Annotated in this window: 9 protein-coding genes; 4 read left to right on the top strand and 5 right to left on the bottom strand. The window is 67.7% G+C overall.

What is annotated here, in order from left to right; genetic code table 11:
• Positions 1–5: 5 nt before the first annotated feature.
• Positions 6–521 carry an ester cyclase gene (locus AC56KL_RS01360; protein WP_497178361.1) on the bottom strand — a complete coding sequence of 172 codons (516 nt, stop codon included), beginning with the start codon at positions 519–521 and terminating at the stop codon, positions 6–8.
• A gap of 380 nt (positions 522–901) precedes the next feature.
• Between AC56KL_RS01360 and AC56KL_RS01365 the strand changes: the two genes are divergently transcribed.
• From AC56KL_RS01365 to AC56KL_RS01375, 3 genes are all read left to right on the top strand, one after another.
• Entirely contained in the window at positions 902–3,055 is a 2,154-nt protein-coding gene (locus AC56KL_RS01365) for a protein-disulfide reductase DsbD family protein (protein WP_497178362.1), read from the top strand.
• Positions 3,056–3,146: 91 nt separating this feature from the next.
• Positions 3,147–3,752 (top strand): redoxin domain-containing protein, encoded by a 606-nt coding sequence (locus AC56KL_RS01370; RefSeq protein ID WP_497178363.1) that lies wholly within the window; start codon positions 3,147–3,149, stop codon positions 3,750–3,752.
• A 171-nt stretch (positions 3,753–3,923) separates the two neighbouring features.
• On the top strand, positions 3,924–4,823 hold the full coding sequence (locus AC56KL_RS01375) for an alpha/beta fold hydrolase (protein ID WP_497178364.1): 900 nt from the start codon (positions 3,924–3,926) through the stop codon (positions 4,821–4,823).
• Between the two features lie 30 nt (positions 4,824–4,853).
• Here the strand turns inward: AC56KL_RS01375 and AC56KL_RS01380 are convergent, their stop codons facing one another.
• Both AC56KL_RS01380 and AC56KL_RS01385 read right to left on the bottom strand, forming a co-directional pair.
• Positions 4,854–5,189 (bottom strand): four-helix bundle copper-binding protein, encoded by a 336-nt coding sequence (locus AC56KL_RS01380; protein WP_497178365.1) that lies wholly within the window; start codon positions 5,187–5,189, stop codon positions 4,854–4,856.
• A 219-nt stretch (positions 5,190–5,408) separates the two neighbouring features.
• On the bottom strand, positions 5,409–8,966 hold the full coding sequence (locus AC56KL_RS01385; protein WP_497178366.1) for an indolepyruvate ferredoxin oxidoreductase family protein: 3,558 nt from the start codon (positions 8,964–8,966) through the stop codon (positions 5,409–5,411).
• 133 nt (positions 8,967–9,099) lie between these two features.
• On the opposite strand from AC56KL_RS01385, the gene AC56KL_RS01390 reads away from it, so the two are divergent.
• Positions 9,100–9,567 (top strand): Lrp/AsnC family transcriptional regulator, encoded by a 468-nt coding sequence (locus AC56KL_RS01390; RefSeq protein ID WP_497178942.1) that lies wholly within the window; start codon positions 9,100–9,102, stop codon positions 9,565–9,567.
• A 92-nt stretch (positions 9,568–9,659) separates the two neighbouring features.
• On the opposite strand, the gene AC56KL_RS01395 is transcribed toward AC56KL_RS01390, so the two are convergent.
• Together AC56KL_RS01395 and AC56KL_RS01400 are read right to left on the bottom strand one after the other, a co-directional pair.
• A complete protein-coding gene (locus AC56KL_RS01395) occupies positions 9,660–12,578 on the bottom strand; it encodes a TonB-dependent receptor domain-containing protein (protein WP_497178367.1) in 2,919 nt (972 codons plus the stop codon).
• A 282-nt stretch (positions 12,579–12,860) separates the two neighbouring features.
• Positions 12,861–14,840 carry a TonB-dependent receptor gene (locus AC56KL_RS01400; protein WP_497178368.1) on the bottom strand — a complete coding sequence of 660 codons (1,980 nt, stop codon included), beginning with the start codon at positions 14,838–14,840 and terminating at the stop codon, positions 12,861–12,863.
• Positions 14,841–14,938: the final 98 nt, after the last annotated feature.

Here is a 14,938-nt window from a genome sequence, read left to right on the forward strand (position 1 = left end):
TTGCCTTACTTGGCGGCCGGCTTCAGGACCGGAGCCTGCGCCGCATTGATCAGGCCCAACTGCCGCATGAGGCCGATCGTGTCGCCGGATGCCCATTCCTCGGCAAGCTTGCCGTCCACGAAGCGGAACGTGGCCTGGCCGGTGGTCTTGACGAACTTGCCGGTGGCCGGGATGCCGTTGCCGGTACCGGTATTGGTGCCGGTCGCGGTCCAGCGAATCGCGACCAGGTCCTTCTCGGCGATGATCAGGTCGATGTTCATCTTGAGATCCGGGAACGCCTGGCGAAAGCCCCTGGCCTCGGTCAGGCTGCGTTCGCGGTTGAAGGTGCCATTGCCGGCATGGCCGATGAAGTCACTGGCGTAGGGCACGGTGAAGATGCCCTGGTTCAGGCCCTCTTCGTAGACGCGGCGGGCCAGCGACTTGTTCAGTTCCTCCTGGGGACCGGCATGGGCGACATCGATGGCGAGCATGCCGAGGGCGAGAGCGCCGATGTGCAGGGCGCGCAGGATCTGGTAATGCATGGTGGTGTTCTCCGTTTTCAAGGGTGCGACGTGCACCGGTGACGCCATCCTGGGGCCATGGCGGCGCCATCCCGGCGGATTTGTGACGGGCGGACAGGAAGCGGTGACGACCGGCGGGAAATCCGGGACGGCTGCCGTGTATGCATGCCGAAACAAAGTCGCAACAATGTCGTCCCTCCCGGGCTGATTCTTTGGCTTGGGATCCTGCTAATATTGGCTGTCCCGACAGCCAGGGCTGCTGCGAGCCGCATCCAGACCACAATGCGCCGCGCAGCGCCGCCGCCTACGGGAGCCAGGCCGTGTTCTTCCAACCGGGGATGACAAGATGGACGCCAGACCACACCCAGCCTTTGCCTGCGCCGCTTTGCGCGCCACTGCCCATGCGCGCTGACATGGGCTTGCCCGCACGCGGGCGCGCGGGTCTTCTGCGTATCCTGCAACTCCTGCTCGCGCTCGCGCTGGCCATCCACGCCGCCTGGGCGCTGGGTGCGGCATCCGCCGTCACCGGGCACGCCCGCGCCGAACTGCTGGTGCATGCGCCGGACGGCGTCAAGCCGGGCGCCGGCGTGTGGCTGGGCCTGCGCATCCAGCACGCGCCGCGCTGGCATACCTATTGGCTCAATCCGGGCGATTCCGGCCTGCCGACCACCCTGGCCTGGACCCTGCCGACAGGATTTTCCGCCGCCGACATCGCCTGGCCCACGCCCAAGCAGTTGCCGCTCGGCCCCTTGATGAACTACGGCTACGACGGCGACCTGCTGCTGCCGGTACGCCTCACCGTCCCCGCGGACTACCGCGGCGGGCCGGTAGCCGTGAAGCTGCGCGCCGACTGGCTGATCTGCGAAGAAGCCTGCATTCCCGAATTCGCCGAACTCGATACCGAGCTCGCCCCTGCGCCGGCGTCCGCGCACGCCGCGCTGTTCGAGCGCGCCTTCGCCAGCGCCCCGACGACGCCACCCGGCGTGAAGGCCTCCGCCCGACTCGAGGGCAATGCCCTGGTGGTCGAGGCCACCGGCCTGCCTGCCGCCTACCGCGGCCAGCCGCTGCAGTTCTTCCCCGAGAACGGCGGCGTGCTCGACCACCCTGCTCCGCTGGCCCAAAGCTGGGAGGGCGAACGCCTGGTGCTGCGCGCGCCGCTGTCGGCCCAGCGCAGCGACAGCCCGGCAGCAATGGATGCGGTGCTCACGGCCGGACACAAGGCGCCGGGAATCCGTATCGGCTTCGCCATCGCGGGAACCTGGCCCCAGCCCGGCGCCGCCGCAGCGCTGGCCGGTGCTGCAGTGCCGACCGCGGCGCCGGTGGCCGCGCCTCCCGATGCCGACCGTCCCTGGCTGGGGGTGCTGGCCTTCGCCTTCCTCGGCGGCGCCATCCTGAACCTGATGCCTTGCGTGTTCCCGGTCCTGTCGCTGAAGGTGCTCGGATTCGCCCAGCACGGCGGTGAACGCAGGCGCATCGTGGCGGGCGGCCTCGCCTACACCGCCGGCGTGATCGCGTCCTTCCTGCTGCTGGCCGCCCTGCTCCTGCTGCTGCGCGCCAGTGGCGAAGGACTGGGCTGGGGATTCCAGCTGCAGTCGCCGCTGTTCGTGGCGGCGCTCGCCATCCTGTTCACGCTGATCGGCCTGAACCTGGCCGGCCTGTTCGAATTCGGGCACATGCTGCCGGGCAGCGTCATGGGTGTGCGCGCCCGCAATCCGGTGCTGGACGACTTCCTCACCGGCGTGCTGGCCGTGGCGGTCGCCTCGCCCTGCACCGCCCCCTTCATGGGCGCCGCCCTGGGCGCCGCGCTGTCCCAGCCCGCGCCGCAGGCGCTGTCGGTGTTCGCCGCACTCGGCGCGGGCATGGCCGCGCCTTACCTGGCGGCCAGCCTGTTCCCCGGCGTGGCGCGCCTGCTGCCGCGCCCGGGGGCGTGGATGGTGCGCTTCAAGACCTTCATGGCCTTCCCGATGTTCGCCACCGTGGTCTGGCTGCTGTGGGTGCTCGGCCAGCAGGCCGGGACCGACGCGGTGGCGGCCCTGCTCGGCCTCGGCGTGGCGGCCGCATTCGCGCTGTGGACGCTGCGCATTCCGGCCAGCAGCCGCGCCGGCCGCTGGGTCGGCATCGGCGCCGCACTCCTCGTCGCCGGTGCAACGGGCGCCTGGGCCTGGCCCGCGCTCCAGCAAGGGGACGCCGGGGCAGCGGTTACGGACAAGGAAGGCGCGTGGCAGGCCTGGTCGCCGCAGGCGGTGGCGCAGGCGCGCCAGCAGGGCCGGCCCGTGTTCGTGGACTTCACGGCCGCCTGGTGCGTCACCTGCCAGTACAACAAGCGCACCACCCTGGCCGATCCGGCCGTGATGCAGGATTTCAAGGCCAACAAGGTCGTGCTGCTGCGCGCCGACTGGACCCGGCGCGACGAAACGATCACGCAGGCATTGAAGGAGCTCGGACGCAGCGGCGTGCCGGTGTACGCCCTGTACCGCAGCGGCGCGGCCCAGCCGGCGCTGCTGTCGGAAGTCCTGAGCGTGGACGAAGTCCGGCAGGCGCTGGCCGCGCCCTGACCGGATGACGCAGCAGAGTTAGTAGAGTTAGTAGAGTCAGTAGAGTTAGTAGAGCAGTCAGACCAAGCAGACCAACCACCAGGAGGAATTCATGAAGCGCACCATCGCACTCTCGCTGTTCGCCGCCGGCCTGTTACTGGGCGGCGCCGCCCGGGCCGAGGCAGTCGTCGGCCAGCCGGCACCAGCCTTCAGCGGCGTCGACGCCGCCGGCAAGCCGGTCTCGCTCAACCAGTACAAGGGCAAGTACGTGGTGCTCGAATGGGTCAACCCCGACTGCCCCTTCGTGAAAAAGCACTATGACAGCGGCAACATGCCGAGCGTGCAGAAGCATGCCGCCGACAAGGGCGTGGTGTGGCTGTCGGTGAGCACCAGCGCCGACGGCGACCGCGCCGGCAAGTCGGCCGCCATCAACGAATGGGTCAAGGCTAAGAAGGCCATGCCTGCCGCGACCATCATGGATACGGGCGGCGCGATCGGCAAGGCCTACGGCGCCCGCACCACGCCGCACATGTACCTGATCGACCCGAGCGGCAAGCTGGTATACGCGGGCGCGATCGACAGCAAGCCGACCGCCAACCCGGCCGACATCAAGAGTTCCACCAACTACATGATCCAGGCGATCGACGAGTCGCTGGCCGGCAAGCCGCTGACCCAGGCCGTCACCAAGCCCTACGGCTGCTCGGTCAAGTACGGCTGATACCGTAGCGGGCGGCCGGGGCACCGGCCGCCCTTTCTTCCCATGCGGCCCAGATAAAGTCGCCGCCGGGCGCCCTGCGATGCCGCGGGCGCTGCTATGATGATTCCCGATGTGCAATTCAACCAGGCGGCCCGCCATCCATTGCGCCGCCACGACAACATGGGGATCCGAATGCGTCACACCTTGATTTCTCGCCGCGGCATGCTGGCCGCGGCAGCCCTGGCAGCCTTGCTGCCGCTCGGCAGCGCCCTGGCCGCGCCCTTCGAATCGACCCGCATCAGCGTGCGCACCGAGGGCGCAGGTCCGGACGTGATCCTGATCCCGGGACTGAATTCCTCCCCGCGCGCCTGGGCCTCGACCGTGGCCGCGCTGCCGGGCTACCGCTATCACCTGGTGCAGGTGTCGGGCTTTGCCGGGCAGCCGGTGGGCGGCAACAAGGAAGGAAACGTGGCGGCGCCGGTGGCCGAGGAGATCGCCCGCTACATCAAGGAAGCAGGCCTGAAACAGCCGGCCGTGATCGGGCACTCGATGGGCGGCACCATGGGCATGATGCTGGCGGCGCGCCATCCGGAATCGCTGTCGCGCCTGATGGTGGTGGATATGTATCCCTACCTGGGCACCTTCTTCGCTGGACCCGGCGCGGCGCCGGAACAGGTGGAGGCCGTCGCCAACGCGGCGATGGCGGGAATCCGCAGCGCCACCCCGGAACAGCGCGCCAGGAACACCAGCGACACCATCGCCGGCATGGTCAACACCGAGAACATGCGCCCCGGAGCCATCGCTGACTCGGCCGCAAGCGACCTCGATGTGAGCAGCCGCGCCTACCGCGAGCTGATCGTGACCAACCTGATTCCGGAACTGAATAAAATCACCAAGCCGGTGACGGTGCTGTACGTGCAGCCGAAGGCCGTGCCGCTGCCGGCCGAGCAGTTCGACTATGTCTACAAGGCCGCCTACGCCCCGGTCAAGTCGGTGACGCTCAAGCGCATCCCCGACAGCGCCCACTTCATCATGTGGGACCAGCCGCAGCGCTTCCAGAGTGAGGTGAAAGCCTTCCTGGCTGCGCCCTGAGCATCGGCATCGGGGCAGGCGGCTTGCGGGTCAGGCCGCGCCTGCCATCCTGCGGCAGAGCTCCGCACAGCGGCGGCAGGCTTGCGCGCACTGCTGGCAGTGGTCATGCTGGTGCGAGCCGCACTCCTCGCCGCAGGCCGTGCATATCTCCGCGCAGAGGCGGCACAGGGCCGTTGCCGACTCGCTGCCGCGCGCCATGAAACTCGAGGCAAGCCGGCAGATTTGGGCGCAATCCATGTCGAGAGCAATGCAGCGCCCCATCATCTTGACGTCTTCTTCGCCGAGGCACGCGCTCGCACAGCGGTCGCAGGCCGCCGCGCAGGCGTCGCAGGCATCAATGCATTCCTGGAAATTTTCGTTAGCCATTGTTTCCTCCATCTGGTGAACAGTTCGGGAACCAACCGGCGCTGCGTCAATGCGGTTTAACACTGCTGGCATGTGCAGGTCCGGACCATTTGCACAAATAGGTTACGCGCTTGCCGTCGGCACTGTCACACGTTACCTTCGGCTACCGGCTCGTACAAGAAGCGCGTTCCAGCCCTGATTCCACCGCGTGTCGGATGAAAGGCCAGCTCAGGGCGCGCCTCAGCCCTGCATGCGCACCAGCGGCACCACCTTGAGGGGCTGCCTGAACTCCTGCAGCAGGCGCGCCGTCTCGGCCTTGGCGCGCTCCATGTTGGCCGCCTTGACGTGGCCGTAGCCGCGGATCGATTCCGGCACCTGGGCCAGCTTCAGCGCCGCAGCACGATTCTCCTGCGTCAGTTCCGCGGCCAGCATCCCGGCCAGGGCCATGGTGTCTTCGCGCAGACGGCGCTCGGCGCGCCGTTCGTGGGTGTAGCCGAAGGGGTCGATCGGCGTACCGCGCAATAGCTTCAGCGGCGCCAGCACCCGGAAAGCAGAGCGCATCCACGGGCCGAAGCGCATCTTGGCCGGGATGTCGGTGCCGGGCTTTTTCTTTGCCAGCAGCGGCGGCGCCATGTGGTACTCCAGGCGGAAGTCGCCCTCGAACTGCTTCCGGATACCTTCCAGGAAGCCGGTCTCCAGGTGCAGGCGCGCGACCTCATATTCGTCCTTGTACGCCATGACCTTGAACAGGGAACGCGCCACGGCCTTGGTGACAAGCCGTTTCGAACCCGGCCCCTCGATCGCGACTTCGCGCGCTTCCAGCTTCGCCACCGCGGCGCGATAGCGTTCGGCATAGGCGGCGTCCTGGTACTTCGTGAGCCAGTCGGCGCGGAAGGCAACGATGTCTTCGAGCGAGGCCGGCGGGGTGAACTGCACGACCTTGGCCGGCTGATTGTTGCCGATGACAAGGCGCGCGACGGCCTGGTCGTCCGCAGCCACCAGGCGGCCCAGCATGAAGGCCTTCTTGTTCATCTCGACCGCCACGTTGTTCAGCTCGATCGCACGCATCAGTGCCGGCAGGCCGACCGGGACCAGGCCCAGTTGCCAGGCCGCGCCCATCATCAGGATGTTCGCGCCGATCGGGTCGCCCAGCACGCTGCTTGCTACCTGCTGTGCATTCAGGCGCAGGGCCGGACCGCCGGCGTCGATGATCTTGGCCAGCAGGTCGTCCTTGCGGATGTCCGCGTCCGGATTGCGCGTGAATTCGGCGGTCGGGGTCTCGTTCTCGTTGGCGATCACGCGGGTATGGCCGCGCCGCATGACGGCCAGCGCATCCGGCATGGCCGCCACCACCAGGTCGCAGGCCAGCAGCGCGTCGGCCTGCTGCAGGTCGATGCGTACCTGGTGCAGGTCTTGCGGGGACGGCGCCACCCGCACGTGCGACATCACCGCCCCGCCCTTTTGCGCGAAGCCCATGAAGTCCAGCGTCGAGGCGCCCTTGCCTTCCAGGTGGGCCGCCATCGTGATCAGGGCGCCCACCGTCACGACCCCGGTGCCGCCCACGCCCGCCACCAGCATCTCGAAGGGCTTGTCGAAGCCGTAGGGCGCGGGCAGCGGGTACGCCGCCAGCATGCCTTCGAGCTCGTGCAGGCCGAGCGCAGCGGCAGCCGGCTTTTTGAGCTGGCCGCCGATGACGGACACGAAACTCGGGCAGAAGCCTTCGGCGCAGGAGTAATCCTTGTTGCAGGAAGACTGCTCGATCTGGCGCTTGCGGCCCAGCGGCGTCTCCAGCGGCAGGATCGACAGGCAGTTCGACTGCACGCCGCAGTCGCCGCAGCCTTCGCACACGGCCGGGTTGATCACCATGCGGCGCGGCGGGTCCGGGAACACGACCTTGTCCGGCTTGTTCTTCTTGCGGCGGCGGCGCTTCTCGGCGGCGCAGGTCTGGTCGTACACCAGCACGGTCACGCCGGGCATGTCGCGCAGGCGGCGCTGGATGGCGTCGAGCTCGCTGCGATGGTGCACGGTGACGCCCGCCGGCAGCGTGATGCCCTCGTAGTTGTCGGGCTGGTCGGTGACCACCACCGCCAGCGCCGCGCCTTCGCTCAGCACCTGCTGCACGATCTGCGGCACGGTGAGCTTGCCGTCCACCGGCTGGCCGCCGGTCATCGCGACCGCGTCGTTGTACAGGATTTTATAGGTGATGTTGGTGCGCGCCGCGATCGCCTGGCGGATCGCCAGGTAGCCCGAGTGGTAATAGGTGCCGTCGCCCAGGTTCTGGAATACGTGCTTCTCGCGGGTGAAGCGCGAGGCCGCCACCCAGGGCACGCCCTCGCCGCCCATTTGCGTGAGCGTGACGGTGTCGCGCTGCATCCAGGTCGCCATGAAGTGGCAGCCGATGCCGGCCAGCGCGCGGCTGCCTTCCGGCACCCGGGTCGAGGTATTGTGCGGGCAGCCCGAGCAGAAGTAGGGTGTGCGCTTGACGGCGTCGGCGCCGTTGGACAGGACTTCCGCGCGGCAGAAGCGCGGCAGGAATTCTTCCAGGCGCAGGTCGGGAAACTGCGGCGCCAGCCAGCGCACCAGGGCCGGGGCGATGCGCGAGGGACGCAGTTCGCCCAGGCTGGACAGCAGCGGATTGCCGGCGGCGTCGTGCTTGCCGAGCACCAGCGGGCGCCCTTCCGGCGCCAGGTTGTAGAGCAGGCTCTTGAGCTGCCCTTCGATGACGTCGCCCTTCTCTTCCACCACCAGCACCTCAACCAGCCCCTGCACGAAGGCATGCAGTCGGGTGCGCTCCAGCGGGAAGGTGAGGCCCGGCTTGTACAGGCGCACACCAAGTTGTTCCAGGCGGACGGCGTCGATGCCGAGGCGCTGCAGTGCTTCCAGCAGGTCGAGGTAGGCCTTGCCGGCGGCGATGATGCCGAGCCGGGCGTCCGGCGCCGGCACCACCAGCTTGTCGATCGAATTGACGCCTGCAAACGCGTGCACGGCGTCCAGCTTTTCCGCCAGGCGCTGCTCGATCGCCAGGCTGGGCAGGTCAGGCCAGCGGTAATGCAGGCCGTCGGGCGGCGGCGCGTAGCCTTCCGGCGTCTTGAATACGGGGGGCTCGGGCAGTTCCACCACCGCGCCGCCCTCGACCGTCTCCGAGATCGCCTTGAAGCCGACCCAGGCGCCCGAGAAGCGCGACAGCGCCCAGCCGTACAGGCCGAATTCCAGGTATTCCTCGATGTTGGCCGGGTTCAGGACCGGCATGCTCCAGGCCATGAGGGCGTGGTCGCTCTGGTGCGGCATCGACGAGGACACGCAGCCGTGGTCGTCGCCGGCCACCACCAGCACCCCGCCCAGGGGCGAGGAGCCATAGGCGTTGCCGTGCTTGAGCGCGTCGGCCGCGCGGTCGACACCCGGGCCCTTGCCGTACCACATGGCGAACACGCCATCGACGGTGCGACTCGGGTCGCCGCCCACCTGCTGGGTGCCCAGCACGGCGGTCGCGCCCAGCTCTTCATTAATGGCGGGCAGGAATTCGATCGATTTCTGCTGCAGGATTGCCGAGGCGCGCCAGACTTCCTGGTCCACGGCGCCCAGCGGCGAGCCGCGGTAGCCCGAGATGAACCCGGCCGTATTCAGCCCATTGCGCTCGTCGAGCGCCTTTTGCATGATTGTCAGGCGGATCAGGGCCTGGGTGCCGGTCAGGAAAACCCGCCCCTGCTCGCGCTTGAGGTTGTCGTCCAGGCGGTAGGACGGATCGGCCAGCCCTCCCTGCGCATCCCTGCTACCCACTTCCCCGTGCATCGTTCCCATTTCTCGTCTCCACTGTCCGGCCCTGCAGGGCTTGTCTAATGTGGAACATGATAGTCTCGAGCCAGGAAATAACTTTTCTAACTTGCCGGGTTTTGCTGCAGAATGGGTAAATTATTTCCAACCCATGCTCAATATGGAAAAATTCAACCTCGACGCCGCGTCCCTGCGTGTTTTGCGGGAATTGCAGCAGGATGGCCGCCTGTCGGTCAACGAACTGGCCGAACGGGTCGGCATGTCGGCCTCGCCCTGTTGGCGGCGGCAAAAGGAACTGGAGGAGAACGGCTACATCCGGCGCTACGCCGCCCTGCTCGAGCGCCGCAAGCTCGACCTGGGGCTGGTGTGCATGCTGCACGTATCGCTCACGCGGCACGAGGCCGGCGTGGTGGAGGCCTTCGAGGCGCAGATGAAGGCCTGCCGCGAAGTGATGGAGTGCTACGAGATGACGGGGACCTCGGACTACATCGTCAAGGTGATGGTGGCGAACATGGACGCCTACCACGACCTGCTGCACAACGTGCTGCTCAAGCTGCCGGGGGTGTCGCAGCTGAATACCAGCGTGGCGCTGCGCGAGGTGAAGTACGAGACGGCGCTGCCGCTGTAGGCAGCCCATGAAAGCAGGCAGGCATGGGCGGTGTGCACCGCCGATGCCTGCCTTGCGCAGCGATCAAGCCTGCGCCGGTCTTGCCTGCGGGCTTAGAACTTGTACTCCACCGACACGCGCACCACCCGGCCCATCATGTCGGCCAGGCTGGTCAGGTAACCGCCGCCGTAGATGGTGTTGGCGGTCAGCGGCGGCCATTCTTCGGTGATGTTGTTCACGCCCAGCGACACGGTGGTGTTCTTGATGCCCGTGTAGCGCACGTTGACGTTGAACTGGCTATACGACTCCACTTCGGTCAGGTTCGATCCCGCACGCGGCGTCAGGTCGGTCAGCGCGGTGTTGAAGCGCTGCGACAGCGTGGCGCGCCAGTCGCCCTGGCTGTAGGTGACCGCGGCAGTGTACTTCCAGCGCGGGTTCACCTGCGGGGCGCCGGCCAGGCCGGCGTTCGGGCCGGCGCTGCCGAAGCGGCCGTCGTTGGTGATGATGCCGACGTTGCTCATCCATGGGCCGTTGGCCTCGCTCTGGAACTCGTACTTGTGGTACCAGGTCGCATCGAGTTTCGCATCGAAGCTGCCGAAGCTGGTCTTCGGGAAGCGGTAGCTGGCCGAGATGTCGGCGCCGCGGATGCGGGTCTGGCCGCGGTTGGCCTGGCTGGCGATGATGTAGTCGATGGTGCCGTCGGCGCGGCGGTTGATGACGCTCTCGTACTTGACCGGGTTCTGCTGGATTTCCGCGATCGCGACCGCACCCAGCACGTCACGCAGCTTCAGGCCCCAGTAGTCGATGGTCAGCGACATGTCCTTGATCGGTTCCAGGCCGATGCCGAAGTTGAAGCCGCGCGATTTTTCCGGCTTCAGGTGGCTGTTGTTCGGCGACTTGGTCCAGTAGGTGGTCTGCACGTTGCACACCTGGTCGGCCGTATAGCCCGGGCGCGGCGTGCCGGTGCCGGCCACCAGCGGCTGGCTGCCCGGGCACAGGACCGGGTCGTCCATCACCAGGGTCCGCACTTCCGGCGTCGGGTTCTGGATGTCCATGATCGACGGCGCGCGGAAGCCGCTCGACACCGACGCGCGCAGCACCAGCTCCTGCATCGGCGTCCAGCGCGTCGCGAGGGCCGGGTTCACCGTGGTCTGCTTCAGGTCGTCGTAGCGGTCGGCGCGTACCGAGCCGTTGACCAGCCAGGTCCTGGTGATCGGCGCATCGACCTCGAACATCAGCGAGGAAATCTTGCGCTTGAGTTTCTTGGCCACGCCCTGCGGCACTTCGCCGACCAGGTCGGTCTGGGTGACATTGCCCGAGGCGTCGATGCTGTAGCTGCCGTCGGCGCGCCTGAGCACGTAGTCGAGCGGCGCGTTGAAGGTGCGCGCCGAGTCTTCGCGCAGCTCGCCGGACAGCGCCACGATCATGTCGCCGCCGCCGAGTTCCCAAACCGGACGGGTCACGGTCAGGTCGACGCTCTTGTTGAAGGCCTTGTTCAGGCGGTAGGTGTAGTCCTCGGCCTGGATGCTGCGCAGGTAGTCGGCGCCTGCCGCGTCCTGCGGACCGAACGGGTTCAGGATGCCCTTGTCGAAGCCTTCCTGCGCTTTCGAGTACAGGATGTAGCCTTCGCCCACGCGGGTGTCGCGCTTGGAGCGGCCGTAGTTCAGGCCGGCACGGTAGTCCCAGCCCATGACATCGCCTTCGGCCGACAGCACGATGCGGTCGTTGCCCTGCTCGTCGTTGCGGTAGGCCGGTCCCAGTTCTCCCGGGCCCCACTGGAAGTAGATGGTCCTGTTGTTCATGTTCAGGTCACCGACCGTTCCCGGCGTCTTGGCCGGGTCGATGTACATGGCCGGGGCGTTGGCGCCGGTGTTGCTGCCGGCGACGCGCGGCAGCGGCGTGATGCCCTTGCCCGGATAGAAGCGGCTGGTCGGCGCCATCGAATACGTCGTGAACGGCTGGTTCGAGCCCGGTACCTGCATGCCGCGGAACTTCTGCACGGTGAATTCGGAATGCAGCAGGTCGAGGTCGATCTTGTGGCCGCCGGCGATGTTCCAGCTGGCGCGGGCGCTGACGGTGGTGATCTCGCTGCCGTCGGTCACGGCGTTCCAGAACAGCGGATTGCGCGAGCAGCCCGGCGCATAGGTCGGCGGCGAATTCAGGCTGGCGTTGCCCAGCGTGGTCTGCGACCATGGCGAGGCGCAGCCGGTGGCGAAGTTCGGGTTGTAGTTCGAGTTCGCATTGCGCGCGAAGCCGAAATTGGCCAGCGGGTTCGGGTTGCGCGCATCGGGCGTGATGCCCAGGCCCAGGGTGCGCAGCACGGCCGGGTCGTGCTGCTCCGGGCGGTCGCCCTGGAACAGCGCATCCTTTTTCTGGTGGTCGACGGCGATATAGGCGTTCCAGCCGTCTTCGCCCAGCGTGCCCCAGCCGGCGATCGCGCCGATGCTCTTGCTGGCGCCGCCGCCGCTCAGTTCCGGACGCGCGTATTCCGCCTTCACCGCCGCGCCGGTGTAGCCGCGCTTGGTCCAGTAGTTCTGCACGCCGCCGATGGCGTCCGCGCCGTAGATCGAGGCGCCGCCGCCATTCAGGGTTTCGACGCGGTCCAGCGCCATGCGCGGGATCACGTTGACCGAGATGTACTGGTCCTGCAGCGGCTCGTTCGCCAGGCGGCGGCCGTTGAGCAGGGACAGGGTGCGCATCGGGCCGAGGCCGCGCAGGTTGGTGACGGGACCGGCGGCGCCGGTGTTGGTGCCGAGCGAGAGCGACTGCGGCTGCTCCAGCACGAAGTCCTTCAGTTCGGTATGGCCGCGGGCTTCCAGCTCGGTCGCCTTGACGGTGGTGAGGGGGGTGGTGCCCTCGTCATCGACGCGGCGGATCAGCGAGCCGGTCACCACCACTGCCTGCGGCGCCGCCGCCGCTGCCGGCGCCGGGGCGGTTTGCGCCTGCGCCTGGGCCGCCAGCTGGAACATCGCCACACTCACCGCCGAAGCAAGGGTGGCCCGGCGCAGATTAGGAACAAAGGTCGGGTTCATGCATGTCTCCATCTAGGTTTTGTAAGAATTTTGATATGACCACATTTCACTTTGGTCGGGCCACCACACCCAGAATGCCGCGAATCCGACCGACAATTCTGCGCTTCCCTAAGGAATACGGCGAGAATTGATATGACCACATTATAAAGTGGTCTGACCGCTTTTTTGGGAAAAATATTTACGCAGTGGACGGTGTGGTATTAAAGCAATGCAAACGGGCCCGAACGGGCCCGTGTGAAGAGACGGCTGGAGCCCGTCATCGGGCCCGCTTGCGGCAATGCGCTAGAAGTCGACCGACAGGTAGGCCGATGCAAGACGCCCGTTGATGACGTCATAGGCCCCCGCTCCCCGCAGCTCGAGGCCATAGGTGTCGAAGACGTTGTTGACCGCCACCCGCAGCGAGGCCGGATAGGGGCCCAGCGAGAAGCGGTAGCGCCCGCTCAGCGAGGCCAGTGTGCGCGCCGGGATGGCGACCCGGTTGTCGACCGTGGCGGTGACGGCGCCGCTGTGCGAAGCCGTCATGTCCAGCGACAGGCCCTCCAGCCAGGGCGTGCGCCAGTCCAGGTTCAGTTCGACGGTGCGCCGGCTCATCCCGACCGGCCGCTCGCCGACCCTGCCCAGGCGTACGCCCTCGCCGGTCGCGCGCGGCCGCGACAGGACCGCGCCGGCCACGACGTTCACGCGCGGCCCCAGGCGGCCCGCCAGCGACAGCTCCAGCCCGCGGTTCTGTACGTCGCCGAGCTGGGCGTAGCGGTTGGCGGCATCGAAGTTGAAATACGGCTTGCGCAGGTCGAACACGGTCGCCACCAGCTTGATCCCCGGCGCCAGCGCATAGCGCAGGCCGAAGTCGCCCTGCGTGGTGCGGATCGCCGGCATCAGTTCGTTGCGGTTGAGCGCATTGCTGGGCGCGACGCCGCTCTCTTCCAGCCCGCGGCTGAAGCTGCCGAACACGGCCAGGTCCGGCCCGAAGTAGCCTGCCGCCGTCACATTGTAGAGCCAGGGCTGGTCGCGCGCGCTGGAAGCGACCCCGCCGGGCTTGTGCAGGGCCTTGCGGTAGTCGGTCTTCTGGATGCTGAAGCCGACTTCGCCGAGCTGGCGCCAGCGCCCGTCGTAGGCCAGCCCCCCGGTCCATTGCCGGGTGCGGTCGCGGGTCTGCTCCCCGAACACGAAGACCGGCTCCGGGATGGTCACGGGCGCCTCCATCGTGGTGCGCCCCAGGTCGAGCAGTTGCGAGCCGTCGTAGCGGCGCTGGCGGTCGCGCCCGCGCACGCTCAGGTGCAGCGTGTGCAGGCGCGGACCTTCGGCCAGCACCCGCGTGAGGCGCAGCTCGCCGCTGGTGGAGGCATTCTCCGCCGGCGGATCGACGATCAGGCGCCGGTTCGCACTGCCGTCCGGCGTCAGGTTATAGAGCAGGTGGGTGAAGGCGCGATGGTCGTTGTACAGCGAGCGGAACACCCCGGCGCGCACGGTCCAGTCGGCGCCGGCCTGCCAGGTGGCCAGGCTGCCGTAGTTCATCGTGGTGGTGCGGTAGTCGGCCCAGCCTGGCCCGTTGAAACGGCGGCGCTCGATGCGCGGCGGCAGGACCGGGCCAACCGGCAGGTAGCTCGGCGCCTTTTCATCGTCGTAGGTTTCCGAGCGGTTCCAGAACGGCAGGATCTCGAGCGTCGCCGCGGGACGCCAGCGCAGGCTCAGCGCCGCATTGCGATAGCGCGCATCGGTGCCGTTCGGGTATTCGTTACGGCCGACGGCCGTGCCGACGCCCAGGCCCAGCGCGCGTCCGGCGAGCGGCAGTTCCCCATCGAGTTCGACGTAGGCCCCGCCGTAGCTGTCGCCGCCCGTGACCACAGCCAGCCGGGCCTGCTCGCCGGGTTTGCGGAAACTGTAGTCGACGATGCCGGTCGGCGCCAGGAAGGGATAGCCCTGGGCCGAGATGCCGACCCGGATATTGGTCGAGCGCCGGATCCGCGGAGACGGGCCCCAGACCTGGTCGAAATACAGCCCCTCGATGCGCGCATTGCCCGCCGCGCTTGGTGAGAAACCGCGTACGCTCGACGCGTTATACAAGCCGATCGTCTCGCGTCCCACGCTGGTGCCGAAGGCATCCTCGGCTTGGCGTACGGCGTTCTCGTCGCTGCGTCCGCGCGCCTCCTGCGGCTTGGGCAGTGCCGGGTCGACCGGCTGGCCGGCGCTCTGGGGAAGGGTCTGCGCCAGGGCGGGCGCCATGGCCAGCAGCAGAAGGGTCGAACTCGGTTTGATCGGCATCGTGCACAGGGCGAATCGGAAGGTGCGGCATTATCCCTTATTGATAGATTACTATCAACAAGAATGCTGCATGCATGCTCCACGCAGGCGCCGGCCCG

This window comes from Telluria sp. ZB4P34 (genome assembly GCF_059686055.1).

Excerpts from the sequence above, each read along its gene's own strand:
- AC56KL_RS01365 (WP_497178362.1), top strand. The coding sequence starts at position 902 with ATGCGCGCTGACATGGGCTTGCCCGCACGCGGGCGCGCGGGTCTTCTG.
- AC56KL_RS01385 (WP_497178366.1), bottom strand. The coding sequence starts at position 8,966 with ATGGGAACGATGCACGGGGAAGTGGGTAGCAGGGATGCGCAGGGAGGG.
- AC56KL_RS01370 (WP_497178363.1), top strand. The coding sequence starts at position 3,147 with ATGAAGCGCACCATCGCACTCTCGCTGTTCGCCGCCGGCCTGTTACTG.
- AC56KL_RS01395 (WP_497178367.1), bottom strand. The coding sequence starts at position 12,578 with ATGAACCCGACCTTTGTTCCTAATCTGCGCCGGGCCACCCTTGCTTCG.
- AC56KL_RS01375 (WP_497178364.1), top strand. The coding sequence starts at position 3,924 with ATGCGTCACACCTTGATTTCTCGCCGCGGCATGCTGGCCGCGGCAGCC.
- AC56KL_RS01380 (WP_497178365.1), bottom strand. The coding sequence starts at position 5,189 with ATGGCTAACGAAAATTTCCAGGAATGCATTGATGCCTGCGACGCCTGC.
- AC56KL_RS01400 (WP_497178368.1), bottom strand. The coding sequence starts at position 14,840 with ATGCCGATCAAACCGAGTTCGACCCTTCTGCTGCTGGCCATGGCGCCC.
- AC56KL_RS01390 (WP_497178942.1), top strand. The coding sequence starts at position 9,100 with ATGGAAAAATTCAACCTCGACGCCGCGTCCCTGCGTGTTTTGCGGGAA.
- AC56KL_RS01360 (WP_497178361.1), bottom strand. The coding sequence starts at position 521 with ATGCATTACCAGATCCTGCGCGCCCTGCACATCGGCGCTCTCGCCCTC.